The 24,296-nt window shown below is 71.2% G+C and carries 22 protein-coding genes and 1 pseudogene; 14 read left to right on the forward strand and 9 right to left on the reverse strand.

Annotated elements, in window-relative coordinates; all coding sequences use genetic code 11:
* From AB0D74_RS21545 to AB0D74_RS21610, 14 genes and pseudogenes are all read left to right on the forward strand, one after another.
* Positions 1 to 234: pseudogene (locus AB0D74_RS21545) on the forward strand (mycofactocin radical SAM maturase); the annotation flags it as partial.
* Complete coding sequence (gene mftD / locus AB0D74_RS21550) at positions 227 to 1,408, forward strand: pre-mycofactocin synthase MftD (protein ID WP_362589101.1); 1,182 nt, start codon at positions 227 to 229, stop codon at positions 1,406 to 1,408. The pseudogene AB0D74_RS21545 and the gene mftD, both read left to right, overlap by 8 nt.
* 38 nt (positions 1,409 to 1,446) lie before the next feature.
* Positions 1,447 to 2,193 (forward strand): mycofactocin biosynthesis peptidyl-dipeptidase MftE, encoded by a 747-nt coding sequence (gene mftE / locus AB0D74_RS21555; RefSeq protein ID WP_362589104.1) that lies wholly within the window; start codon positions 1,447 to 1,449, stop codon positions 2,191 to 2,193.
* The gene (gene mftF, locus AB0D74_RS21560) at positions 2,193 to 3,632 is read left to right on the forward strand and encodes a mycofactocin biosynthesis glycosyltransferase MftF (protein ID WP_362589107.1); all 1,440 of its coding nucleotides are present in this window, start codon (positions 2,193 to 2,195) and stop codon (positions 3,630 to 3,632) included. Before mftE ends, mftF begins: the two co-directional genes overlap by 1 nt.
* A 10-nt stretch (positions 3,633 to 3,642) precedes the next feature.
* Positions 3,643 to 5,097, forward strand: coding sequence for a fumarylacetoacetate hydrolase family protein (locus AB0D74_RS21565; RefSeq protein WP_362589110.1), 1,455 nt, complete (start codon positions 3,643 to 3,645; stop codon positions 5,095 to 5,097).
* Positions 5,098 to 5,152: 55 nt separating this feature from the next.
* Positions 5,153 to 5,788 (forward strand): GntR family transcriptional regulator, encoded by a 636-nt coding sequence (locus AB0D74_RS21570; protein WP_362589112.1) that lies wholly within the window; start codon positions 5,153 to 5,155, stop codon positions 5,786 to 5,788.
* A gap of 52 nt (positions 5,789 to 5,840) precedes the next feature.
* Complete coding sequence (locus AB0D74_RS21575; RefSeq protein ID WP_362589115.1) at positions 5,841 to 6,350, forward strand: nuclear transport factor 2 family protein; 510 nt, start codon at positions 5,841 to 5,843, stop codon at positions 6,348 to 6,350.
* A 21-nt stretch (positions 6,351 to 6,371) separates the two neighbouring features.
* Positions 6,372 to 6,779, forward strand: coding sequence for a nuclear transport factor 2 family protein (locus tag AB0D74_RS21580; RefSeq protein ID WP_362589118.1), 408 nt, complete (start codon positions 6,372 to 6,374; stop codon positions 6,777 to 6,779).
* A 52-nt stretch (positions 6,780 to 6,831) separates the two neighbouring features.
* Entirely contained in the window at positions 6,832 to 7,929 is a 1,098-nt protein-coding gene (locus AB0D74_RS21585; protein WP_362589121.1) for an NADH:flavin oxidoreductase/NADH oxidase, read from the forward strand.
* 90 nt (positions 7,930 to 8,019) lie between these two features.
* The gene (gene dapA / locus AB0D74_RS21590) at positions 8,020 to 8,958 is read left to right on the forward strand and encodes a 4-hydroxy-tetrahydrodipicolinate synthase (protein WP_362589123.1); all 939 of its coding nucleotides are present in this window, start codon (positions 8,020 to 8,022) and stop codon (positions 8,956 to 8,958) included.
* Complete coding sequence (hpaE, locus tag AB0D74_RS21595) at positions 8,955 to 10,484, forward strand: 5-carboxymethyl-2-hydroxymuconate semialdehyde dehydrogenase (protein ID WP_362589126.1); 1,530 nt, start codon at positions 8,955 to 8,957, stop codon at positions 10,482 to 10,484. The genes dapA and hpaE overlap by 4 nt, the downstream gene beginning before the upstream one ends.
* A 12-nt stretch (positions 10,485 to 10,496) precedes the next feature.
* On the forward strand, positions 10,497 to 11,354 hold the full coding sequence (hpaD, locus tag AB0D74_RS21600) for a 3,4-dihydroxyphenylacetate 2,3-dioxygenase (protein ID WP_362589129.1): 858 nt from the start codon (positions 10,497 to 10,499) through the stop codon (positions 11,352 to 11,354).
* Between the two features lie 61 nt (positions 11,355 to 11,415).
* The gene (locus AB0D74_RS21605; RefSeq protein WP_362589132.1) at positions 11,416 to 12,258 is read left to right on the forward strand and encodes a mycofactocin-coupled SDR family oxidoreductase; all 843 of its coding nucleotides are present in this window, start codon (positions 11,416 to 11,418) and stop codon (positions 12,256 to 12,258) included.
* Between the two features lie 160 nt (positions 12,259 to 12,418).
* Positions 12,419 to 13,120: a GntR family transcriptional regulator gene (locus AB0D74_RS21610; protein ID WP_362589134.1), complete on the forward strand. Its 702-nt coding sequence runs from the start codon at positions 12,419 to 12,421 to the stop codon at positions 13,118 to 13,120.
* Between the two features lie 21 nt (positions 13,121 to 13,141).
* Here the strand turns inward: AB0D74_RS21610 and AB0D74_RS21615 are convergent, their stop codons facing one another.
* From AB0D74_RS21615 to AB0D74_RS21655, 9 genes are all read right to left on the reverse strand, one after another.
* Complete coding sequence (locus AB0D74_RS21615; RefSeq protein WP_362589136.1) at positions 13,142 to 15,571, reverse strand: SpoIIE family protein phosphatase; 2,430 nt, start codon at positions 15,569 to 15,571, stop codon at positions 13,142 to 13,144.
* A 119-nt stretch (positions 15,572 to 15,690) separates the two neighbouring features.
* The gene (locus tag AB0D74_RS21620) at positions 15,691 to 17,169 is read right to left on the reverse strand and encodes a cytosine permease (protein ID WP_362589139.1); all 1,479 of its coding nucleotides are present in this window, start codon (positions 17,167 to 17,169) and stop codon (positions 15,691 to 15,693) included.
* Between the two features lie 40 nt (positions 17,170 to 17,209).
* Complete coding sequence (locus AB0D74_RS21625) at positions 17,210 to 17,542, reverse strand: EthD family reductase (protein ID WP_362589142.1); 333 nt, start codon at positions 17,540 to 17,542, stop codon at positions 17,210 to 17,212.
* A 28-nt stretch (positions 17,543 to 17,570) separates the two neighbouring features.
* Positions 17,571 to 18,407, reverse strand: a complete 837-nt coding sequence (locus AB0D74_RS21630; RefSeq protein WP_362589145.1) for a mycofactocin-coupled SDR family oxidoreductase — start codon at positions 18,405 to 18,407, stop codon at positions 17,571 to 17,573.
* 72 nt (positions 18,408 to 18,479) lie between these two features.
* Positions 18,480 to 19,970, reverse strand: coding sequence for an NAD-dependent succinate-semialdehyde dehydrogenase (locus tag AB0D74_RS21635; protein WP_362589148.1), 1,491 nt, complete (start codon positions 19,968 to 19,970; stop codon positions 18,480 to 18,482).
* Positions 19,971 to 20,027: 57 nt separating this feature from the next.
* Positions 20,028 to 20,609, reverse strand: a complete 582-nt coding sequence (locus tag AB0D74_RS21640) for a VOC family protein (protein WP_362589152.1) — start codon at positions 20,607 to 20,609, stop codon at positions 20,028 to 20,030.
* 11 nt (positions 20,610 to 20,620) lie between these two features.
* Positions 20,621 to 21,532 carry an arginase family protein gene (locus tag AB0D74_RS21645; RefSeq protein WP_362589155.1) on the reverse strand — a complete coding sequence of 304 codons (912 nt, stop codon included), beginning with the start codon at positions 21,530 to 21,532 and terminating at the stop codon, positions 20,621 to 20,623.
* A gap of 52 nt (positions 21,533 to 21,584) precedes the next feature.
* Complete coding sequence (locus AB0D74_RS21650; RefSeq protein ID WP_362589158.1) at positions 21,585 to 22,673, reverse strand: ABC transporter permease; 1,089 nt, start codon at positions 22,671 to 22,673, stop codon at positions 21,585 to 21,587.
* On the reverse strand, positions 22,670 to 24,238 hold the full coding sequence (locus AB0D74_RS21655) for a sugar ABC transporter ATP-binding protein (protein ID WP_362589161.1): 1,569 nt from the start codon (positions 24,236 to 24,238) through the stop codon (positions 22,670 to 22,672). Before AB0D74_RS21655 ends, AB0D74_RS21650 begins: the two co-directional genes overlap by 4 nt.
* Positions 24,239 to 24,296: the final 58 nt, after the last annotated feature.

Consider the following 24,296-nt stretch of genomic DNA (forward strand, 5'->3'; position numbering starts at 1 on the left):
AAGTTCTTCACCGGCCTGCCCCTGGACGGCCCCGACCCCGAATGCGTCCAGGGCCACGGCGAACAGCTCCTCGCCCGGCGTGACCCGGCCCGGCTCCCCAAACCCTCCGGCGACCACTCACGGGGCCCCGTGGACCTGGTACTCACCCGCCGCCCCCCGGTGAACGCCTGCGCCGAGAGCCCGCTGGCCGGGCTGGACCCGACACCCACCGGAAAGGGCGCGACACATGCCTAGAAACCCCTGGTTCGAAACAGTCGCCGAAGCACAGCGCCGGGCCGAGAAGCACCTGCCGAGCACGGTCTACGGCGCGCTCGTCGCCGGCTCCGAGCGCGGTCGCACCATCGACGACAACACCGGCGCGTTCGCCGAACTGGGCTTCGCTCCCCGCGTCGTCGGACATCACGCCGAGCGGGACCTGTCGACGACCGTGATGGGTGTGGAGACGGCGCTGCCCGTCCTGATCTCGCCCACCGGTGTGCAGGCGGTGCACCCGGAGGGCGAGGTGGCCGTGGCCCGCGCCGCCGCCAACCGGGGTGTGATCATGGGCCTGAGCTCCTTCGCCAGCAAGCCGATCGAAGAGGTCTCGGACGCGAATCCGAACACGTTCTTCCAGCTCTACTGGAGCGGGACCCGCGACACCATGGTCCAGCGCATGGACCGCGCCAGGGCCGCCGGCGCCAAGGCGCTCATCGTCACCCTGGACTGGTCCTTCTCCCACGGCCGGGACTGGGGCAGCCCCGCCATCCCGGAGAAGATCGACCTGAAGGCGATGGCCAAGCTCGCCCCGAACGTCGTCACCCGGCCGGGCTGGCTGTGGCAGTTCGCGAAGTCGGGCCGGATCCCGGACCTGACGGCCCCCAACCTGAAGCCCGCGGGCGGGGGCCCGGCGCCCACGTTCTTCGGCGCCTACTACGAGTGGATGCAGACCACACCCCCCACCTGGGACGACGTCAAGTGGCTGCGCGAGGAGTGGGGCGGGCCCTTCCTCCTCAAGGGCGTCAGCCGGGTCGACGACGCGAAGCGGGCCGTCGACGCGGGGGTCACCGCCCTGTCGGTGTCCAACCACGGCGGCAACAACCTCGACACCACCCCCGCCACCATCCGCATCCTCCCGTCGGTGGCGGAGGCCGTCGGCCACGAGGTCGAGGTCCTGCTCGACGGCGGCGTCCGCCGCGGCGGCGACGTGGCCAAGGCACTCGCCCTCGGCGCCCGCGCCGTCCTGATCGGCCGCGCCTACCTGTGGGGCCTCGCGGCCAACGGGCAGGCCGGAGTCGAGAACGTCCTGGACATCATGCGCGGCGGCCTCGACTCCGCCGTCCTCGGTCTGGGTCATTCGTCCGTGCACGAACTGTCGCCGGACGACCTGGTGATCCCGGCCGGGTTCACCAGAACGCTCGGCGCCCTGTGACCACGGCCCGGGCAGCCTCTCAGGATCTGGCGCGCAGCGTGTGGCCCGATGTCCCGCCGAGGCCCCTGGTCCTCGTGCCGATCGGCTCGACGGAACAGCACGGTCCCCATCTGCCCCTCGACACCGACACTGTCATCGCCCGGTCCGTCGCCGTGGGGACGGCGAACGAACTGCCCGGCTCCCCCCTGGTCGCCCCGGCGCTGCCGTACGGCGCCAGTGGGGAACACGCGCACTTTCCGGGCACCGTCTCCATCGGACACGAGGCGCTCGCCTCGGTGATCGTGGAGCTGGTGCGTTCCCTGTCGCTGTGGGCCGGGTCCGTCGTCCTCGTCAGCGGCCACGGCGGGAACGCCCCCACCCTGGCCACAGCCGTGCCGCGGATGCGCGCCGAGGGCCACGACGTGGCCTGGACCGGCTGCGCCGTACCGGGCGCGGACGCGCACGCCGGCCGCACGGAGACCTCGCTGATGCTGCATCTGGCGCCGAAGGACGTACGGACGGACGCGGCCGTCGTCGGTGACGTCAGGCCCGTCACCGCTCTCCTGCCGGAGCTCGTCGCCCACGGGGTCCGTGCCGTCTCGCCCTCCGGTGTTCTGGGCGATCCGACCGGCGCCTCGGCCGAGGAGGGCCGCCGGCTCCTCGCGTCGATGGTGTCGCTCACGGTCCGCCGTATCGGTTCGGGGATCACCGACGCTCGTGGACATCTCGTCGTGCCCGGGGCCAGATCCTCGGGCACGAGCGGTCCCGCGGCCGAGAGCACAGCCGAGAGCGAGGTCGAGCGCTGATGTCACTCCCGCACGGATTCACGGTCGCCCTCGACCGGCACACCCGGGTCCTCGACGACGGCCGGGCCCTCCTCGGCGGTTTCCCGACCCGTCTGCTGCGCCTGACTCCACGCGCCCGTGCCCTGCTGGCGGGCAGGACCCTGCGGGTGACCGACGCGGCGAGCGCTCTGCTGGCGGACCGTCTGCTGGAGGCGGGCATGGCCAATCCCGTCGTCGGCGCGCTGCCCCCGTGCCCCGACCCGCGCTACACCGTCGTCGTACCCGTCCGGGACCGCGCGCACCAGCTGGACCGCCTCCTGGCCGGCGTCGGAACGGACCAGCCCGTGATCGTCGTCGACGACGCCTCGTACCACCCCGAGCCGGTCGCGGAGGTCGCGGCACGGCACGGGGCCCGGCTGGTCCGGCTGACGACCAACGTCGGCCCCGCGGGAGCCCGTAACGCGGGTCTCCGCCTCGTCACCACCCCCTTCGTCGTCTTCGCCGACTCCGACGTGGTCGTGGCTCCTGACGCCGTCCGCACGTTGCTCAGGCACTTCGCCGACCCCCGGGTCGCCATGGTCACACCCCGGATCACCGGGCTGGCCGGCGCCGGCCGTCCGACCTGGATCGGACGCTACGAAGAGGCCCGTTCCTCGCTCGACCTCGGCCGCCACCCCGCTGCCGTACGCCCGGGTACGCCTGTCTCCTGGGCCAGCACGGCATGTGTCGTCGCCCGGGCGGACGTGCTGAAGGACGGCTTCGACGACGCACTGCGCATCGGCGAGGACGTCGACCTGTGCTGGCGGCTCATCGAGAACGGCCTGCGGGTACGGTACGAGCCGGCCGCGGAGGCCGCCCATGAACACCGTGTCCGGGTCGACGACTGGTTCCTGCGGAAGGCCGCGTACGGGACCGGGGCCGCCCCGCTCGCCCGGCGCCATCCCGAGTTCATCGCCCCCGCCCTGTTCGCACCGTGGAGCGCGGCGCTGGCCGGCACGCTCCTCGCCCAGCGGCGGTGGTCGCTGCCCGTCGCCGGACTGCTCTGCGCAGGCGCCTCGGTGCGCATCGCGCGCAAGCTCGACGGGACCGGCCACCCTTACCGCTCGGCGCTCCGGCTCACGGCCAACGGGGCCGTCGGCGCGCTGAGCCAGACCTCCGCTCTGCTGACCCGGCACTGGTGGCCCGTCACGGCGCTCGGGTGCGCGGTGTCGAGCCGCGTCCGCAGGGCCACGGCCGTGGCGGCGCTCACCGACATCGCCCTCGAGTACCGGAAGGACAAGGCAGGTCTCGACCCGGTGCGTTACGGCATCGCCCGACGCCTCGACGACCTCGCCTACGGTGCGGGCGTCTGGGCGTCCGTGATTGCGGGCCGGTCCGTCAGGGCCCTCCGCCCTCGATTCGTCCAGCGCTCGGCTCCTGGTAATCACTCCGCAAGTCATATACGATTTCATCAACGATAGGAGTGATGCCATGACCCACCCACTCGACGTGGCCCCCTCAAAGGTTCTCGCGGTCCATCTCAACTACCGCAGCCGCGCCGAGGAACGGGGCAGAACTCCTGCGTACCCCTCCTACTTCCTCAAGCCGCCCTCGACGCTCGCCGGTGACGGCGATCCCCTGCTCCGGCCGGCCGGCTGCGAACTGCTCGCCTTCGAGGCGGAGATCGCGCTCGTCATCGGGAAGCCGGGACGCCGCATCGCCGTCGAGGACGCCTGGGACCACGTCCGCTGGGTCACGGCCGCCAACGACGCCGGGGTCTACGACCTGCGCTACGCGGACCGCGGGTCGAACGTCCGCTCCAAGGGCATCGACGGATACACCCCGCTCGGCCCCGCCCTGCTGGATGCCCGCGCCGTCGACCCCGCCGAGCTGGAACTGCGCGCATGGGTCAACGGCAGTCCGGTGCAGCGGGCCGGCTCCGACGACTGGCTGTTCAGCCTGCCCCACCTGGTCGCGGACCTCTCCCGGCTGATGACCCTCGAAGAGGGGGACGTCATCCTGACCGGGACACCCGCCGGTTCCACCGTCGTGCTGCCGGGCGACACCGTCGAGATCGAGGTGAGCGCGGGCACCCTGACCACCGGACGGCTCGGCAACACGGTGGTCGAGGACGACCGGCCGCTCAGCCCGATCGGCGCGATGCCCCGCCGTGACGAGAAGGTACGGGCGGACGCGCTCGGCGGGCCGGCGGCACCGGCCGACACGCTCTCGCCGGAGCAGCGGGAGCTGCTGCTGAGCGTGTCCACGGCCACGCTCAGCTCCCAACTGCGCAAGCGCGGCCTCAACCAGGTCTCCGTCGACGGTCTCTCCTCGACCCGCCCCTCCCGGCGGATGGTGGGCACCGCCCGGACCCTGCGCTATCTGCCCCTGCGCGAGGACCTGTTCAAGGAGTTCGGCGGTGGCCTGAACGCCCAGAAGGCGACGGTCGAACGCATCCAGCCGGGCGAGGTCCTGGTGATCGAGGCCCGGCGGGACGCCACGTCGGGGACCATCGGCGACATCCTCGCGCTCCGTGCCCAGCTCCGGGGAGCCGAGGGCATCGTCACCGACGGCGGCGTGCGGGACCTGGCCGCGGTGGCGGAGCTGGACATCCCGACCTATCACGCGGGGGGACACCCCGCGGTGCTGGGCCGCCGGCACGTCCCCTGGGAGGGCGACGTCGCGATCGCCTGCGGCGGGACCCTGGTGCGCCCGGGCGACGTCGTGGTCGGTGACGCCGACGGGGTTCTCGTCATTCCTCCCGCGCTGGTCGACGAGGTCGTACGGGACGCCGTCGAGCAGGAGCGGCAGGAACGCTTCATCGCCCAGCAGGTGGCCGACGGCGAGGGCGTCGACGGCCTCTACCCGATGAACGCCGAGTGGGCAGGACGCTACGAGGCATGGTGTGCGGCCGGCGAACCGCGCCCGGCGGTGGCGCAGAGCTGACCGGGGAATGGACACCAACGTGAAAGCACAGGGGGGACCGCAGGACGGCAGGCCCATGTCGAAGACCGATCGGGTGTACGAGGGCCTGAAGACCCAGATCCGCGAAGGCCAGTACCTTCCGGGACACCGGCTGGTACTCGATCAGGTCGCACGGGACTACGGCGTCAGCCCGGTACCGGTACGGGAGGCCATCCGCCGCCTTGAAGCGGAGGGCCATGTCATCCACCAGCGCAACACCGGTGTGCGGATCGCCACGATCGACCCGGCCGAGTACGTCCAGGTGATGCAGACACTGGCCTTCCTCGAAGGGGTGGCCACCTCGCTCGCGGCACCCGTGCTCGGCCAGGACGACATCGCCGCCGCCCGGGACCTCAACGAGCGGCTGCGGCGCACCATGGAGGACTTCGACCCGGTCAGCTTCACCCGGCTCAACCAGGAGTTCCACGAACTGCTCTGCAACCGCTGCCCGAACGCGCATCTCAGCACCCTGGTGCACCGGGAGTGGGAACGCCTCGGCGTCATCCGCCGGTCGACGTTCAGTCTCCTGCCCGGACGGGCCCTGACCTCGGTGGAGGAACACGAGAACCTCATACGGCTGATCGAGGAGGGTGCTCCCGCACTCACCGTCGAGATGGCGGCCAGGGAGCACAAACTCAGGACCCTGCGGGAATTCGAGAAGCGCGGCAACTGACGCGGAAGAAGACGAAGAAGACGGAAGACGAAGAAGGCAAAGGAGACTTCTTGTGTCCGACAACGGAAACACCTTCGGCGACTGTGCGCCGGCCTGGGCCCACGGCACCGGCGAGCTGGAGCTGGGCAGGGTGCAGGCGGTGCCCACCACTCTGGAGCGGGCCGTCGACCGGATCATGGTGGTCGAGACCCTGTACCGGTACGGCCTGGCCTACGACGAACGCCGGCGTGACGTGCTGGAGGACGTCTTCACCGAGGACGCCGTCTTCGCCGGCAGCGTCTCCGGACACAGCGACTTCCGGGAGGAGGGCCGGGAGAAGGTCGTGTCATGGCTGTGCGGGATCTGGGAGATCCAGACCGACCAGCGACGCCATCTCATGACCAACCCCATCGTCCAGAAGCTGACCGACGACAGCTGCGAGGTCATCGCGCCGTTCGCGCTGTGCGCGTCCGCCGCGGAGACCTCCCTGGTGACGACCGGCATCTACCGGTTCGACCTCGTGAAGCGGGACGGCCGCTGGCTCATCCAGTACATCTACGACGGCCTGGACCGTCCCTTCTGACACCCGGGGAGAAGCCCACCGATGAACGACAGGCACGAGATCCAGGACCTGCTGAGCCGCTACGGCTGGCTGCACGACGAGCGTCTCTTCGACGAGCTGGGGTCCGTCTTCACCAAGGACGCCCGCTACACGATGCACGTCGGGCAGGAGCGGACGGTCGGTCCGCGGGTCGGCCGGGACGAAATCGTCGGCCAGATCCGGCAGTTCAAGGAGTCCCAGACCGACCAGCGCCGCCATGTGATCAGCAACTTCATGTTCCTGGAGCACTCCCCCGAGGCGGCGACCGTGCGCTCCTACGTGACCGTGCTCGCCAGCGCGGAGGGAACCACCCGGGTCGTGACCGCGGGCTGGTACCTCGACAAGGTCGTGGCGACTCCCGACGGATGGCGGATCGCCGAGAAGACGCTCCAGCTGGACAACGGGTTCTGAACCGCGTCGTCGCCCGCCCCTCTCCCACCCCGCACCCAAGGAAGCCCGCACTGTGTCCTCCCTGTTCGAACCCCTGACGCTGAGGTCTCTCAGCATCCCCAACCGCGCCTGGATGTCGCCGATGTGCCAGTACTCGGCGGCGAGCGACGGCCCCGACGCCGGGGTCCCCACCGACTGGCACTTCGCCCATCTCGCCGCCCGGTCGCTCGGCGGTGTCGGCCTCATCATGGTCGAGTCCACCGCGGTCAGCCCCGAGGCCCGCATCAGCACCACGGACCTCGGGCTGTGGAACGACCGTCAGGTGGAGATGTTCTCCCGCGTCAACCACTTCCTCGCCGACCAGGGCACGGTCCCCGGTGTGCAGCTGGGGCACGCCGGGCGGAAGGCGTCGACGGACGCGCAGTGGCTCGGGGCCCGGCCGGTGCCGCCGCACGAGGGGGGCTGGCCGGTCGTGGGGCCGACGGCCGAGGCCGTGGCCCCCGGCTACCCCGTGCCGGCGGAGCTGACCGCCGAGCAGATCCGCGGCATCGTCGCGGACTTCGCGGCGGCGGCGCGGCGCGCCCTGGCGGCCGGCTTCAAGGTGGTCGAGGTGCACGGCGCCCACGGGTACCTGGTCCACTCGTTCCTGTCCCCGCACACCAACCGCCGTACCGACGGCTACGGCGGCGGCTTCGCCGGCCGCGCCCGGCTGGCGCTGGAGATCGTCGAGGCGGTGCGGGGCGTGTGGCCCGACGGGCTCCCCGTCTTCTTCCGGACGTCGGCCACCGACTGGCTGACGGAGAATCCCGAGGACGAGCGGACCGGCTGGACGGTCGAGGACACGATCACCCTGACCAAGGAACTCGCCGCCCGGGGTGTCGACCTGGTGGACGTCTCCACGGGCGGCCTCGTGCCCGACGCGGTGATCCGCACCGGGCCGGGTTACCAGGTGCCGTTCGCCGAACAGGTCAAGCGCGCCACCGGGGTGCCCGTCGCGACGGTCGGCGAGATCACCGAGCCGGCCCAGGCCGAGCGGATCGTGGCCTCCGGAACGGCGGACGCCGTACTGCTCGGGCGGGAACTCCTGCGCGACGCCGACTGGGTACGGCGCGCGGCGGTGGAACTCGGTGTCGAGCCGGCGTGGCCCCTGCAGTACGGCTGGGCGGTCTGACCCACTCGTGCCGGAGAACGTGCCGGACAAGAGCTGGACCTCCAGCTCATAAATCATATATGATTTCATACATGACCTGGAGGTCGCCTGATGAAGTTCCGTTCTGATCCCGCGCGCCTGCGCGGCGCGTTCACCGCTCTGGTGACGCCCTTCACCCCCGAACTGGACGTCGACCTCGACGGTCTGCGCTCCTTCTGCCGCTGGCAGCTCGCGGGCGGATCCCACGGCCTGTCCATCGGCGGGTCCACCGGTGAGCCGGGCGTCCAGACCGTCGAGGAGCGCGTCGCCGCGATGCGCGTGGTCGCCGAGGAGACCGCGGACCGGGTGCCCTTCCTGCCGGGCACCGGCTCCCTGAAGCTCGACGAGACCCTCGTCCTGACGGGCGTGGCACGCGACCTGGGCGCCGACGCCGCCCTCGTCGTCACGCCGTACTACGCGCGCCCCACGCAGGAGGCGCTCTACCAGTGGTACTCCCGGATCGCCAAGGAGTACCCGGACCTGCCGATCGTGGTCTACAACGTGCCGGTCCGCACCGCGGTGGAGATCGACCCCGAGACCGTGTACCGGCTCCGCAGGGACCACGACAACATCGTGGGCATCAAGGAGACCACCAAGGACTTCGAGCACTTCTCCCACGTCTACCACCGATGCGGCCGTGACTTCCTGATGTGGTCCGGCATCGAGCTGCTGTGCCTGCCGCTGCTCGCCCTGGGCGGGACGGGCTTCATCAGCGCCCTGTCCAACCTCGCCCCCGGCGCCGTGGCCCAGATGTACGACCACTACACGGCCGGCCGCCACGAAGAGGCGACCGAGCTGCACTACCGGCTGCACCCGCTGGTGGAGCTGCTGTTCGTGGAGACCAACCCGGCGCCCGCGAAGTGGGTGCTCGAAGAGCTGGGCATCCTGCCGTCCGGTGCGGTCCGGGCGCCCCTCGTCCCGCCGACCGAGCCCGGCCGGCAGAAGATCCTGTCCCTGCTGGACCAGGCACGTGACCTGGTTCCGGCTCCCCTGGAGGTCGCAGCCCGATGACCAGTACCACCACGACACCCGAGCTCGCCTCGCGCCCCGCGGAGCTGCCCGAGCTGCTCACGCACTACATCGGCGGCGAGCGGGTACCGAGCCTGGGCGGTGAGACCTTCCCGGTGCTCGACCCGGTGACCAACGAGCCGTACACGGTGTGCGCGGCCGGTCAGGCCGCCGACATCGACCGCGCCGTCGAGGCGGCCCGGCGCGCCTTCACCGAGGGCCCGTGGCCGAAGCTCAAGCCGCGGGAGCGTTCCCGGATCCTCTACCGGATCGCCGAGGGCATCGAGGCGGCCGACGAGCGGCTCGCCGAGCTGGAGGCCTACGACACCGGCCTCCCGATCACCCAGGCCCGGGGCCAGGCCCACCGCGCCGCGGAGAACTTCCGCTTCTTCGCCGACGTGATCGTCTCCGGCACCGAGGAGGCCTTCCAGGTCGGCGAGGAGCAGTACAACCACGTGATCCGCAAGCCGATCGGCGTCGCGGGCCTCATCACGCCCTGGAACACCCCGTTCATGCTGGAGAGCTGGAAGCTGGCGCCCGCGCTGGCCTCGGGCTGCACGCTGGTGCTCAAGCCAGCCGAGTGGTCGCCGCTGTCGGCGAGCCTGCTGCCGGAGATCATGGAGCAGGCGGGGGTCCCGGCCGGCGTCTTCAACATCGTCCACGGCATCGGCGAGGAGGCCGGGGCGGCGCTCGTCGACCACCCGCAGGTCCCGCTGATCTCGTTCACCGGCGAGACCACGACGGGCCGGATCATCGCCGAGAACTCGGCCAAGAACCTCAAGACCCTCTCCATGGAGCTGGGCGGCAAGTCGCCCTGCGTGGTCTTCGCCGACGCCGACCTGGACGCCGCGGTGGACGCCGCCGTCTTCCAGATCTTCAGCCTCAACGGCGAACGCTGCACCGCGGGCTCCCGGCTGCTGGTCGAGCGTCCGGTCTACGACGAGGTCGTCGCCCGGGTCGCGGAGCGTGCCCGCAACGTCCGCATCGGCCTGCCCGGCGACCCGAGGACCGAGCTGGGGGCGCTCATCCACCCCGAGCACTACGCACGGGTGCGCGAGTACGTCGAGATCGGCTCGGCCGAGGGCGCCCGGCTGGTGGCCGGCGGCACCCGCCCGGAGGGGCTGCCCGAGGGGAACTTCCTGAACGCCACGGTCTTCGCCGACGTGAAGCCGGCCCACCGGATCTTCCAGGAGGAGATCTTCGGCCCGGTGCTGTGCATCACCCCGTTCGACACGGACGAGGAGGCCGTCGAGCTGGCCAACGACACCGCCTACGGCCTGGCCGCCTACATCTGGACGAACAACCTGGACCGGGCCAACACCTTGTCCCGGGAGATCGAGTCCGGAATGCTGTGGATCAACTCCCAGAACGTCCGGGACCTGCGCACTCCCTTCGGCGGTGTGAAGGCGAGCGGCATCGGCCGCGAGGGCGGCCGGCACAGCATCGACTTCTACACCGAGTCGCACATCGTCCACGTCGCCCTGCGCACCCTTCCCGTCCCCCGTTTCGGGGCCGGCCCCGCCGAGTGAACGGAGCGGAACATGGGTGAGATCGTCCTCGCCTCGAAGATCACACACGTGCCCTCCATCTGGCTCTCCCTCCAGGAGGGGAAGCACCACGGCATCCGGCGGCCCGCCGAGCAGGCGCTGGCCGAGGTGGGCCGCCGGGCCCGGGAGCGGCAGGTGGACACCTACGTCATCGCCGACACCCACTGGCTCAACAGCTCCGGCTTCCATCTCAACGCGAAGGCCGTGCACTCCGGGGTGTACGCCTCGCACGAGCTGCCGCACTTCATCCGGGGACTGCACTACTCGTATCCCGGTGACCCGGAACTGGCGGAGCTCATCGGGGAGGAGATCACGGCCGGCGGCCAGAAGGCGCTGGTCCACGACATCCCCGAGCTTGGCCTTGAGTACGGCACCTTGGTGCCGATGCACATCATGAACAGCGACGAGCCGAGGATCCGGGTGCTGCCCATCGGCTGCAACATGTACTCGACCATCGAGGAGAACCTGCGGGTGGGCGAGGCCATCGCCCGGGCCGCCCGGCGCAGCGGCCGCAGGGTGGCCTTCCTGGCCAGCGGCTCGCTGTCGCACCAGTTCCCCACCAACGCGCTCACCAGCCAGTACCTCGACCGCATCAGCGCCGATTTCAACGCCAGGATGGACCACGCGGTTCTCGACATGTGGCGCGAGGGACGCACCGAGGAATTCCTCAGCATGCTGCCCGACTACAACCGGCGGTGCAGCGGCGAGGGCGCGATGGCGGACACCGGCATGCTCTTCGGCCTGCTCGGCGGCTCCGCCTACCGCGGTCGCGGGGAGCAGCTCTGCGACTACTTCCCGAGCACCGGCACCGGCCAGGTCGTCGTGGACTTCGGGCTCGAACCGGCCGCCTGACACCCCCGCACGTCAGCCGGGGCCCGGGACGGGCCCCTCCCATGAGAGGACTGTGGCCGGCATGGGCCGATTCGACGGAAAAGTCGTCTTCATCACGGGCATCGCGCGCGGGCAGGGCCGCAACCACGCGGTCCGGTTCGCCCGCGAGGGCGCCGCCATCGTCGGCCTCGACCGGGCCGACACCATCGGTACGGTCCGCTATCCCTCACCCGGGAAGGAGGATCTCGACGAGACCGTACGGCTGGTGGAGGCCGAGGGCGGCAAGATCATCGCGCGCCAGGGGGACGTGCGCGACCAGCAGGCCGTCGACCGGGTCGTGGCCGAGGCCCTGGAGGAGTTCGGGCACATCGACATCGTGCTGCCCAACGCCGGCATCACGACTCTCGGCCGGTTCTGGGAACTCCCGGACGAGGTCTGGGACGAGATGATCGGGATCAACCTCACGGGGGTGTGGCGCACGCTGCGCGCGGCGATCCCGTCGATGATCGAGCGGGGGCAGGGCGGGTCGATCGTCTTCACGGGGTCGATCGCCGGCCTGATGGGGATGCCCGGGCTCGCCCACTACGCCGCCACCAAGCACGGCGTGAACGGCATCATGCGGTCCCTGGCCAACGAGCTCGGCCCCTACGGCATCCGGGTCAACAGCGTGAACCCCACCAACGTGGCCACGCCGATGATCCTCAACGAGAACACCTTCAAGGTCTTCCGGCCGGACCTGCCGGACCCCGGTGAGGAGGACGCCCGTGAGGCCTTCTCGTCGTACCACATCCTCGACACGCCCTGGGTGGAGTCCGACGACGTGACGTCCGCGGTGCTGTGGCTCTGCTCCGACGAAGGCCGGGCCCTCACCGGCGCGGCGATCCCTCTCGACCTGGGCGCCACCGCCAAGTGGCCGGGGCGCTGACACGCCGCTCCCTCGCTGTCCGCCGGCCCGGTCCCCGACCGGGCCGGCGGTTCCCGGTTCGCGCCGAACCACGGGGCACCGCCGTATATCATTTGCAACAACAGGACCCGGGACGGGAACGCGAGAGTCGAAGCCGGCGTCGGCCGGCGAGGGCGGGAGCATGGCGGCGAAGACCAGCGGCACGGAGCCCATTTCGAAGTCCGAGTCCGCGTATCGGGTGCTCCGGGAGCGGATCGTCAACGGTGTCTACGTCTCCGGTCACCGCCTTGTCCTCGGCCAGCTCGCCAAGGAGTTCGGGATCAGCGCGGTCCCCGTGCGGGAGGCCGTCCGCCGTCTCGAAGCCCAGGGTTATGTGCGCTTCGAACGCAACGTGGGCGCCGAAGTGGTGGGCATCGACTCCGCCCAGTACACCCACGTGATGCAGACCCTCGCCTACCTGGAGGGCGCCGCCACCTCGCTGGCCGCGCCCCTGCTCACACCTGACGACATCGCGCAGGGACGGCAGCTCAACGACGAACTCCGGCGCCACCTGGAGGACTTCGACCCGCTGGGCTTCACCAGGACCAACCAGCGCTTCCACGCGTTGCTGTGCGCCCGGTGCCCCAATCCGCATCTGCGGGAGCTGGTGGAACGGGACACGGAGCGGATGAGCATGATCCGTAGTTCCACCTTCGTCTTCGTGCCGCTCAGGGCCCGTGAGTCGGTCGCGGAGCACGACCACATCCTGGATCTGCTGGAGGCGGGCGCCCCGGCGCTCGAGATCGAGGTGGCGACCCGGGAGCACAAGCTCGGCACGCTGCGGGCGTTCCTCGAATCCCAGGCCGCCCACGACACGGGCTCCGGATCCGGCACCGGCGTCTGACCCGGGGCCGGCGGCCGGGAGTCACACGGTCGGTGCCGCGTCCGCCCGGGGCAGCGCCTGCTCACACCAGATGACCTTGCCGCGGGTCTGCTGGCGGCTGCCCCAGCGGTCCGTGAGCTGGGCGACCAGCATCAGACCACGGCCGCCCTCGTCGAAGACCCGCGCCCTGCGCAGGTGCGGTGCGGTGCTGCTGCCGTCGGCGACCTCGCAGATCAGCGTGCGGTCATGGATCAGCCGTAGCCGGATGGGCGGGGCACCGTAGCGGATGGCGTTCGTGACCAGCTCGCTGACGACGAGCTCGGTGACGAAACCGCACTCCTCCAGCCCCCATGCCATCAGCTGCCGCACGGCGTCCGCGCGCACCGTCGCCACCACGGCGGGATCCGCGGGCAGCTCCCAGGAGACGACCTTGTCGGCGGGCAGCCGCCGCGGCCGGACCAGCAGCAGCGCGGCGTCGTCGTCGGGGCGGCCCGACACCACGTCACCGACGGCGCGGTCGCAGAGGGACTCCAGTGAGCCGGCCGGGGTGGCCAGGGCACGGGCGAGCGCCTCCAGGCCGCTGTCCATGGTCCGTTCGCGGGACTGCACGAGCCCGTCCGTGTAGAAGGCGAGCAGGGCGTCCTGCGGGACCTCCACGTCGGCGGCCTCGAAGGGCAGCCCGCCCAGTCCCAGCGGTGGTCCGGCCGGCAGCTCCAGGAACTCGGTCCTGCCCTGCCGGTCGACCACGAGGGGAGCGGGGTGGCCGGCGGTCGCGAGGGAGCAACGACCGCTGACCGGGTCGTAGACGGCGTAGAGGCAGGTGGCGCCGGTCTCGCCGGTCGGGCCGCCCGTCCCCTCGTGCGCCTCGGACTCCGCCGCGAGCCGGATGACCAGGTCGTCGAGGTGGGTGAGCAGCTCGTCCGGGGCGAGGTCGACATCGGCGAGCGAGCGCACGGCCGTGCGTAGCCGGCCCATGGCGGCAGCCGCCTGGACGCCGTGTCCCACCACGTCGCCGACCACGAGGGCGACCCGGGCCCCGGACAGCGGGATCACGTCGAACCAGTCGCCGCCGACCCCCAGCCTCGGCTGCGCGGGGAGGTACCGGGAGGCGGCCTCCAGGGCCGACAGCTCGGGCAGTTCCCGCGGCAAAAGACTGCGCTGCAGGGCGAGCGCCTCCGACCGCTCCCGGGTGAAGCGTCTGGCGTTGTCCAGGCAGACGGCGGCCCGCGCCACCAGCTCCTCGGCCAGGGTGACGTCGGCTTCGTCGAAGGGCTCGTCGCGCTGCCACCGCCCGAAGAACACCACTCCCAGGGTCCTGCCCCGCGCCGTCACCGGCACGTGCAGCCAGGAGTGGAACCCGTAGGTACGCACCTTGGCCCGGCGGGAGGGGTCCGCCCGCATCCAGCGGGCGACCGCCGCGTCCGCGTCCCGGTTGAGCACGGACCTGCCCGTGGCCAGGCACCGGCCGGGCGGCGAGGTCTCGGGGTAGACGTCCACGTCGCCGACCTTCGTCACCGATTCGGGAGCCCCGGCGAGCACCGACTGCACGGCCACGCGCCGCAGCACGGCGTCGCCCGTGACCGGCCCCGGTACCGGTTCGTCGCCTTTGAGGAGCGTGTCCAGCAGATCCACGGTCGCGAAGTCGGCCAGCCGGGGCACCGCCAGTTCGATCAGTTCCTGCGCGGTACGGGTCACGTCGAGGGTGCTGCCGATGTACGTACTGGCCTTGTTGAGCAGGGCCAGCTGCTCGCGGTGCCGATGGTGTTCCGTGATGTCGACGACCGTGGTGCAGATGCCCACGACGTAGCCGTCGCGTCTGCGCACCGGTGACACGGAGGCCGAGAAGACGCGGTCGTGCCCGGGGTCGGCGGGGACCCGGCCGCGCACCTGGAAGTCGTCCTCCGGGCGCCCCGTCTCCACCACCCGGCGCATCCGGGTCTCGCAGTCGGCCACGTCCGGGCCGCTGAGCACCGCGTCGAGGGAACGGCCGACGCGGTCTTCGTCGGACACTCCCGTCAGACGGCGCATGGCGGCGTTCTGGCGCACGCAGCGCAGGTCGCGGTCGTAGATCGTCAGAGCCACCGGGGCCATGGACAGCGCCCAGTCGGACAGTGCACGGACCTCCGGGCCGCGGGCGGGCGACTCGGTCTCGGCATCCGTCAGCAGCCACTCGTGACCGCCGCCCACCACGCTTCGGACGGTGCCCGAGAGGCGAACACACCGGCCGTCCCGATGACGGACGGGGAAGACGCCCTGCCAGCCCTCCGCTCCCGGTGCCCGGAGGGTCCCGGCGGCCAGGAGTTCCGCCGCGGCCCGTCCCAGCGCCTCCGCCGGACCGTAGCCGGACAGCCGCTCGGCTGCGGCGTCCCACTCGACGATGTGGCCCCGCGCGTCGACGACGACGCGCGCGGCGGACCGCCCCTCCTCGGGCCGTCGGTCCTCGTCACGCGGGCCGGAGCCAAGCGCGTCCATAGGACACAGCGTGCTGCCCGGCTCGCTCGTTATCAACTGCGGAGCGGGCCTGCCCCGCGAGATGGCGGCACGCCGGAGCGGCCGTCGGGACACCCCTCGACGGCCGCTCCGGATCCCGCTCAGGAGGGTTGCGCCAGTGAGCTGCCGGCGGAGGCCGCGCCGGACCGGAGGGTCAGCAGCCGGTCCTTGTCGACGGCTATCGCCGTGCGCTCCGCCGTCAGATCGGCGCCGCGCATCAGCAGCCAGTAGCACAGCGTGGCGACGGGCAGCCCGACCAGCGGTGAGATGTCCGCGCCGTCGAGAGCGTGCGCGAGGGGACCGGTGTACAGGCTGGTCGAGAAGAACGGGACCATGGCCGCGAGGCCGGCGGTGTAGGAGATCAGCCCCCGGCCGCCCCAGCGGCCGTACACGCCGCCGCCAGGGGCGAGGATCTCGGCGATGGCGTACGAGCTGTGCCGGATCAGGTAGAAGTCGACGAGGTTCACCGCGGTCCACGGGATCAGCAGATAGGACAGCAGGGCCAGGAAGCTGGAGAAACTGCCCAGGTAGTGGTCGGGAATGGCGGCGGTGGCGACGTAGGTCAGCGCCACCAGAAGGATGACCACCACGACCCGTGACCGGGCCGACGGGCGGACCGTGCGGAACGCGTCGAAGGCGCTCAGCGCGTTGATCGCGGCACTGTAGAACGTCGTCGGCAGGACGCCGATCATCGACAGCACCGTCACGGCCAGGGTGATCCAGCCCAGCCCGCTGAGGAACGAGTCCCCGTAGTGCTGGATGGCCGACACCGTGTCGGCGCCCGGCCGTGCCGTCGTCACCACGGCGCCCAGCAGTTCGAGCCAGGTCGCCGAGGCCAGCGAGCCCAGGAACACCATGCCCACCACGCGCCGGGTCCCGGTCTTCCTCGGCAGGTACCGGGTGTAGTCGGAGACCATCGGGGCGAGTGCGATCTGGTAGGCGGCCGAGGCCCCGAACTGGGCCAGGAAGGCCGTCCACTGGAAGCCTCCGGCGGACATCAGGCCCGACAGGTCGACCTCGGCGAGCACGGCCACCGTCACCAGCGCGAGGCTGACGAGGACCAGGATCGACAGCCAGCGCTGGACGCGGTGCACCAGGTCGTGTCCGACGATGGCGATGACGGCGGCGACGACACAGAGGAGCGGCTCGTAGAACCCGTTGTGCGGGGCCGTGATGCCCGACAGCGAGTTCGCCCCGAGGATGATGAAGAAGACGCCGAAGCCGCACTGGACGAAGACCACCACGGCGAGCGGGACGACCAGTCCCCGGCTGCCGAACTGGACCCGGGACTGGATCATCTGCGGAAGACCCAGCTGCGGGCCCTGCGCGGCGTGGAAGGCGGTGAAGAAGGTGCCGAAGAGGCCGCCCGTCACGATGGCCACGAGGCACCAGACGATGCTCAGGCCCAGGCTGGCCCCCACCACACCGGTGAGCGCGGTGGTGACGTTCCCGTTGATCATGAACCAGAAGGGCGCCTGCTGCCAGACGGTCCCATGGCGCTCGGTCTCGGGGATGTAGTCGGTCGAGTGTGCTTCGACGCGGGCTCTGCCCGAGTCCGATGCGGTGTTCTGGTCGTGCATGAGCGGTCTCCGGGGGTGGGGCTGGGTGGGTGAGCCTGTCTCAGGGGCGGTGGACGTCCGTGGTGGTGCCGGGGTAGGAGATGACGGTGTCCCAGTCGATGAAGAGGAGGGTGTCCTCGTTCAGGGCCACGCCCTCGGGTGACGCCCACGCCGCTTCGGCGGCCTCGTCGCTCTCGAAGACGTAGACGGAAACGGCGTCGTAACCGCACTTCTGTCCCTCCCACCGGTAGTCGTCGCGCAGCAGGGTCTGTCGGTACTCGACGAGGCCGGGCAGCCTGCGCGCCAGCGGGGCGTGGACCGAGCGGTAGTGCTCGGCGAACTGTTCGCGGGTCAGTCCCGGCTTCCGCCGGGTGGCGAAGATGATCGTATGCATGTTCGGACTCCTGTCCGGGCTCAGGCGGTCAGGCGCTCCACTGCGCGCTCATGCCGGCGGTGACGTCCAGCGCGGTGCCGGAGATCATGGCCGCGCCGTCGGAGACGAGGTAGAGCAGCGCGTCGGTGACGTACCGCGCGGGAAACGACCCGACGGGCAGCGTGTGCTGGGTGCGGACGACCTGTTCCGAGGTCTCATGGGTCGGTTCGTCGAGGTCGGGGCGGAACATCCGGTGGTAGCCGTCGAAGTTGATCATCGGTGTGTCGACGTACGACGGACAGATCGCGTTGACGGTGACGCCGTACTGGCCGAGTTCCACGGAGGCGGCCTTCACCAGACCGATCACCCCCCACTTGCTCGCGGTGTAGGCGCCGATGTTCGGAGTGCCCCTGCGGCCACACATGGAGGAGGTCGCGACGATACGGCCGCTCTGCTGGGCGATCATGTGCGGCGCGACCGCCCGCATGGCGTGGAAGACACCGGAGAGGTTGGTGTCGAGGGTGTCCCGCCACAGCTCGTCGCTGGTCTCGGCGACGGTGGAGAAGGCCCACACGCCCGCGTTGGCGCTGAGGATGTCCACCCGCCCGAAGCGCTCGACGGTGGCGGCGACGAAGTCGTCCACCTGGCGGGGGTCCCGGACGTCGGCGGTGAAGGTCAGGCACTCTCCGCCGGCCTCCTTGACCAGCTCCGCCGTCTCCGCCAGGTCACGGTCCCGCGTCATGTCGTACGGGATGGTCGGGTACTGCCCGTCGATGTCGCAGACGGCCACCGAGGCCCCCTGCCGTGCGAGGGCCACGGCGTGCGAGCGCCCCTGGCCGCGGCCTCCCCCGGTGATGACGGCGACCTTGCCGGTCAGCGATGTCATGGCGTGATCCCTTTCAGTGGTGTGCGGGCCGGTGTACGGGTGCGGTGTACGGGTGGGTGTCCGGATCGGCGGCTACGGCCAGTCGACGCTGAGGTACTGGGTCTCCTGGAACTCACGGATCCCCGCCCGGCCGCCCTCGCGGCCCAGTCCGCTCTCCTTGACTCCGCCGAACGGCGCCGAGGGGTCGGAGACGATGCCGCGGTTGACGCCGACCATGCCGGCCTCGATCGCCTCGCCCAGGCGCAGCGCACGCTGGAGGTCTCCGGCGTAGACGTACGCGGCCAGTCCGTACGGGGTGCTGTTGACCCAGCGCAGCAGTTCCGCCTCGTCGCTCCAGACCACGACGGGAGCGACCGGACCGAAGACCTCCTCGCCCAGGATCGCCGCGTCGGGGGCCACGTGGGTGAGCAGGGTGGGCGGGTAGAAGTGCCCGACGGCCGGCGCGGTCCCCCGGTGGGTCGTGCGGGCACCCGCGGCGACCGCCTCGTCCACCAGGCGTGTCACGTCGGCGACGGCCTTGCGGTTCACCAGGGGGCCGAGCTGGGTGTCCTCGGCGAAGGCCGGTCCGACGCGGAGCGCCTCGATCGAGGCTCCGAAGAGCGCGACGAACTCGTCCACCACATCGGCGTGCACGTAGAACCGGTTGGCTGCGGTGCAGGCCTGCCCGGCGTTGCGGAACTTGGCGATCATCGCGCCGGCCACGGCCTTGCCGAGGTCAGCGTCCTCGGTGACGACGAAGGGCGCGTTGCCGCCGAGCTCCATCGAGGAGTTCACGATCCGGTTCGCGGCCTGCTTCAGCAGCGTACGGCCGACCGATGTCGACCCGGTGAAGGAGATCTTCCGGACCCGGGGGTCGTCGAGCCAGGTCGTCACGGTCTCGGCCGACCTGGTGGTCGGCACGACGTTGACCACGCCCCTGGGGAGTCCGGCCGCCTGCAGGATCCGGGCGATCGCCAGCGCGGTGAGCGGGGTCTCCCTGGCGGGCTTGAGAACCACCGTGCAGCCGGCCGCCAGGGCGGGGCCGATCTTGCGCGTGGCCATCGCCGCGGGGAAGTTCCAGGGTGTCACCAGAGCGGCGACACCGACCGGGCGATGGGTGACGACGGTCCGCGCGCCTCCGTTCGGTGCGGCACCGTACTCGCCCTCGGTGCGCACGGCCTCCTCGGCGAACCAGCGGAAGAACTCCGCCGCGTAGGTCACCTCGGCGCGGGCGTCGTCGAGTGCCTTGCCGTTCTCCCAGGAGATCAGGGCGGCCAGGCGCTCCCGGTCCGCGATCATCAGCTCGAACGCGCGGCGCAGCACCTCCGAGCGCCCGCGCGCGGGAGTCGCCGCCCAGCCGGGGAAGGCGGTGGCCGCGGCGTCGACCGCCGCCGCGGCCTCCGCCGGGCCACCGTCGGCGACCGGCGCGATCGTGTCGAGGGTGGCAGGGTCCTCGACGTGGAAGGCCGCTCCGTCGCCGGCGGCGCGGCCCCGGCCGTCGATCCAGATGCCCCGGTCGGGGGCCAGGTCGTCGAGCAGGTCCGCCAGGTCGACGTCGGTGGGCGTGGATATCGTCTGGGTCACTTGGGTCCTTCGGTCGGCGGGGCGGGCCCGCGGTGGTCGGGAGGGCGGGACCTGCGGTCAGCCGGAGGACGGCGGGTACGGAGCGGCCGTGTCCTCGGCGGGCTCGTCGTGCCAGGGTCCGGTGGGACGGTGGAGGGCACAGGGCCAGTCGGCCGGGGCCTGTGCCGTCCGCGACGAGCACTCGATGACCATCCCCCAGGGGGTGCGGAAGTAGAACCACGTCATGTCGTCGTTCACGCCGTCGCGGATGGTCTGCGGGCCGTCGCCGATCATGCGGTTGCGGGGGTCGTCCGCGAGGTACTCCCAGGCCGCCTGGATGTCCTCGACGTCGATGGAGAGGTGGACGGAACCGACGTCGGCGTTGCCCGGCATCTCGCTCCGCCCGCCCGGAGCCCGGTATTCGAGCAGCTCGACGTTCTGCTGCCGCCCCCACCGTGTCATCGCCACCTGCAGCCGGGCCCGTGGGTGGACGTCGAGATGGTCGGCGAGATAGCTCCCCGTCGCGTCCTCGATCACCGGTCCCCGGTAGACCTCGCGCGCGCCGAGGACGGACACGAAGTAGTCGACCGCCTGACCGAGGTCGGGCACGGTGATGCCCACGTGGTCCACTCCGCGGGCCGTGGGGATTCCGCTCGGCATGTTCTCTTTCCTCACTTGGCGGGGTCCGCTCGGTGGCCCAGCAGGGGCAGCCTGCTCAACAGCTCCCGCATCGCGATGACTTGGCGGGGCAGGTACTCCGCGACGGTGATACCGACGACGTCCGCCACGCCGGCGACGTCGTTGATGGTCCGCAGGACGGCGTCCCGGCTCAGTCCGTCCGGTTCCATGCCGAGCCCCAGCACGATGTCGTTGCTGTCGACGCTGTCGACGTCGAGGTGCAGGGCGACCTTGGAGCAGCCGGTCGCCCGCAGCCACTCCAGCAGCGGCCGCGAGTCGTGCTCCAGGTCCGCGGGAGCGAACGTGGTCAGGCCCCATCCCGTCGTGAAGGGTTCCTGGTCGTCCTCCCACACATGGAGTCCCGCCAGGGCGAGCCGGGACGGGGCCACGGTGGCCGGGAGGGCTTCGACGAACTCCTTGTCGCCGTGGCCGAGGATGTGGGAGACGGCCATCGCGTGGTAGCCGTCGTACCGGCTCTCGGGCATGCCCGTGTCCGGGTGGGCGTCCAGCCATACGACGGCCAGGTCGTCGCCGTACCTGGCCGCCAGGTAGCCGAAGGGCGCCACGCTCACCGAGCACTCGCCGCCGAGCGTCACGATGCGGTCCGGGGCCTCCGCCGCGATGGCTGCGAGCGCCGATGTGAGCTGCTCCAGGACGACCTCACGGGCGAACACCCCGTCGGTGGAGGTCAGGCCCTCGCGCTCGGTGGGTACGGGTACGACCACTTCGGGGCCGTCCGCGGCAGGGGCCAGCCACTGGAGCATCCTGCTCCCGAGGTGGTACCCCAGCTGGGCGGACGGCAGCGGCAGCTCGGGGGTGAGCAGGGCGACCACGTCCGGGGCGGCGCCCTGCCACTGGGGCCAGACGAGCCGGAGTGTCTTTCCCTGGTCGGTCGATGCACTCATTGCTGTCTCTCCTGCGGAAACGGGGGTGTGAAGCGGCGGGCTGGGGTGTGGTCTACGTCGTGTCGCCGGCCCGGCGTCCGACCAGAACGGCCACGGAGACCGCGATGATGAGGGCGCCGCCGTTGAAGACGTTCGGCACCCAGAAGGGGGCGCCCGCGAAGGTGAGGCCGGTGATCCCCACCGCGAGCAGGAAGGTGCCCACCACGGCGCCCCAGATGTTGAACTGGCCGCGCTTGATGGTGGTGGAGCCGAGGAAGGCCGCCGCGTACGCCGGGAGCAGGAACTCCGGTCCCATGGACGCGGTCGCCGATCCGACGCGGGCCAGTTGCAGTGCTCCGCACAGGCCGGCGATGGCGCCGGCGATGACGAAGCTGCCGGCCAGGAAGGACGAGGTGCGCACACCGGTGAGGCGGGCCGCTTCCCGGCCCATGCCCGTCGCTCTCAACAGCCGCCCGAACGGGGTGTGTTCGAGCAGGTACCAGAGGACCAGCGCCCCGATCAGGAAGTAGTACACCGTGAGGTCGATGCCCAGGATCTTGCTGTTCGCGATCTCCTTGAGGCCGTCGGGTATGCCCTCGAACAGCGTTCGTCCGCCGGTGACCAGCAGATTGAGTCCGGAGAGCACGGTGGCCGTCGCCAGGGTGGCGATGAAGGCGTTGACGCCGATGCCGACGACCAGCACGGCGTTGACGGCGCCCACCACCGCCCCGACGAGCACGGCCAGCAGGATGGCCAGGCCGACGGGTGTGCCGTGGATGGTCAGTTGGGCGGTGAGGATCGAGGTGAAGCCGAGCGTGGCGCCGACGGAGAGGTCGAACTCGCCCGCCGCCAGCGGAATGACCACGGCCAGGGCCAGCAGTCCCGGTACCGCGTTGTCCCCCAGCAGCACGCGCAGGTTCTCGGTGGTGGGGAACTGGTCCGGCTGCGCGATGCTGAAGCCGACGCTGAGCAGCACCAGGAAGAGGAAGACGCCGTAGTTGGCGAGAAGGTCGGTGAGCGACGAACCGCGCCCGGCCGGCGGGGCCGGCACCGCACCGGCGGCGGCCACCCCGGCCGGTGCGGTGCCGGCCTCTTCGACGACGACCACGGACGTCTGCTCGATCGGCGGAGCCGGGTCCTGGTCCCGCTTGGTGTCGCTCATCGCTCGGTTCCCTCTCCTGTGGACAGTACGGTCAGATGTGATTCCGTGAGTTCTTCGCGCGGGACGTCGGCCACGAGGCGTCCTCGGTTGAGCACGAGGACGCGGTCGCACAGGTTGACGAGCTCCTCGAAGTCGCTGGAGGCGACGAGGACGGCCACGCCGTCGTCGGCGAGCCGGGTGACGATCTGCGCGATCTCCTGCTTGGCGCCGATGTCGACGCCCTGGGTGGGTTCGTCGAGGACGAGAACCCTGGGGGCGATACGCGTCCACTTCGCCACCACGGCCTTCTGCTGGTTCCCGCCGCTGAACTTCGACAGGGGTTTCTCGGTGACCCCGGGCCTGATGCCGAAGCTCTCTACGGCGGAGCGGGCGGCCGTGCGTTCCTCCTTCTGCCGCAGGCGGCCACCCCGCCAGAACGGCCCGAGATCGCTCAGCGTGATGTTCTGGCGCAGATTCATGGCGGGGATGCAGCCGTCGGCACGCCGGTTCTGCGGGACGGAGGCGACACCGGCCTTGATCGCGTCCTTCGGGGAACGGAAGGACATCGCGGCTCCGTCCAGGAGCACCCTCCCCGACGACGCGGTCTGAGCGCCGGTGACCAGTCGGGTCAGCTCGCTGCGACCGCACCCGAGCAGGCCCGTGACACCGACGATCTCGCCCCTGCGTACGGAGAGGTCGATGCCCTGAAGCCGCCGCCCCTGCAGTCCGAGGCACTGCAGCACGATGTCGCCGGACACCTCGCGGCGCTCCGCCCGCACCCGGGTGAACTCGCGGCCGAGGATCAGGCTGACGATGTCCCGGACACCGAGCCCGCCCAGATCGCGGTCGGCGGTGAGTTTGCCGTCGCGCAGGACGACCAGCCGGTCGGCCAGTTCCCGCACCTCGTCGATGCGGTGGCTGACGAACACGACGGTCGCGCCGGCGTCGCGCGCCTGGCGCAGGGCCCGGAAGACGGTGTGGACCTCGCCTGCGGGCAGCGAGGCGGTCGGCTCGTCGAGGATGAGCACGCGATCGGCGATCGGGCTCCCGGACCCGTCGTCCGCGAAGGCCCGGGCGATCGCCACCATGGTGCGCTGGGTGGGCGAGAGCGTGGAGACGAGCGCGCGCGGGGAGACCTCGACGCCGAAGTCGTCCAGGGACCGCTGGACCCGCCGGCGGAGGTCCTTGTGGCGGATCGACCCGACCAGGCCGGTGCCGAAACCGTTCACGAACGAGAAGTTGTCCTCGACCGTGAGGCTCTCCACCAGCCCCAGGTCCTGGTGGATGAAACGGAGTCCGGCGTCATGTGCCCGCCTGGGCGCGACCGGGGTCGGGACCTCGCGGCCCGCGACGGTGATCCGGCCGCCGGCATCCGGGTGGTAGAACCCGGCGAGTATCTTGATCAGCGTCGACTTGCCCGAGCCGTTCTGGCCGAGGAGCGCGGTGATCCGGCCCGCCGGGAAGTGGGCCGTCACCCCGTCGAGCGCTTTGGTTCCGGTGAACGTCTTGGACAGGTCTTCGACGACGAGACCGCCGAAGACGGGCTCGGCACGCGACGCGCCGCCGACCGGACTGGATTCCGACATCGGTTGCCTTCCCATGTGACATCGGCGAACGGGAGGTTGGAAGCCGGGCGGGGATCGC

This window comes from Streptomyces sp. NPDC048278, from assembly GCF_040652195.1.
Taxonomy (GTDB): domain Bacteria; phylum Actinomycetota; class Actinomycetes; order Streptomycetales; family Streptomycetaceae; genus Streptomyces.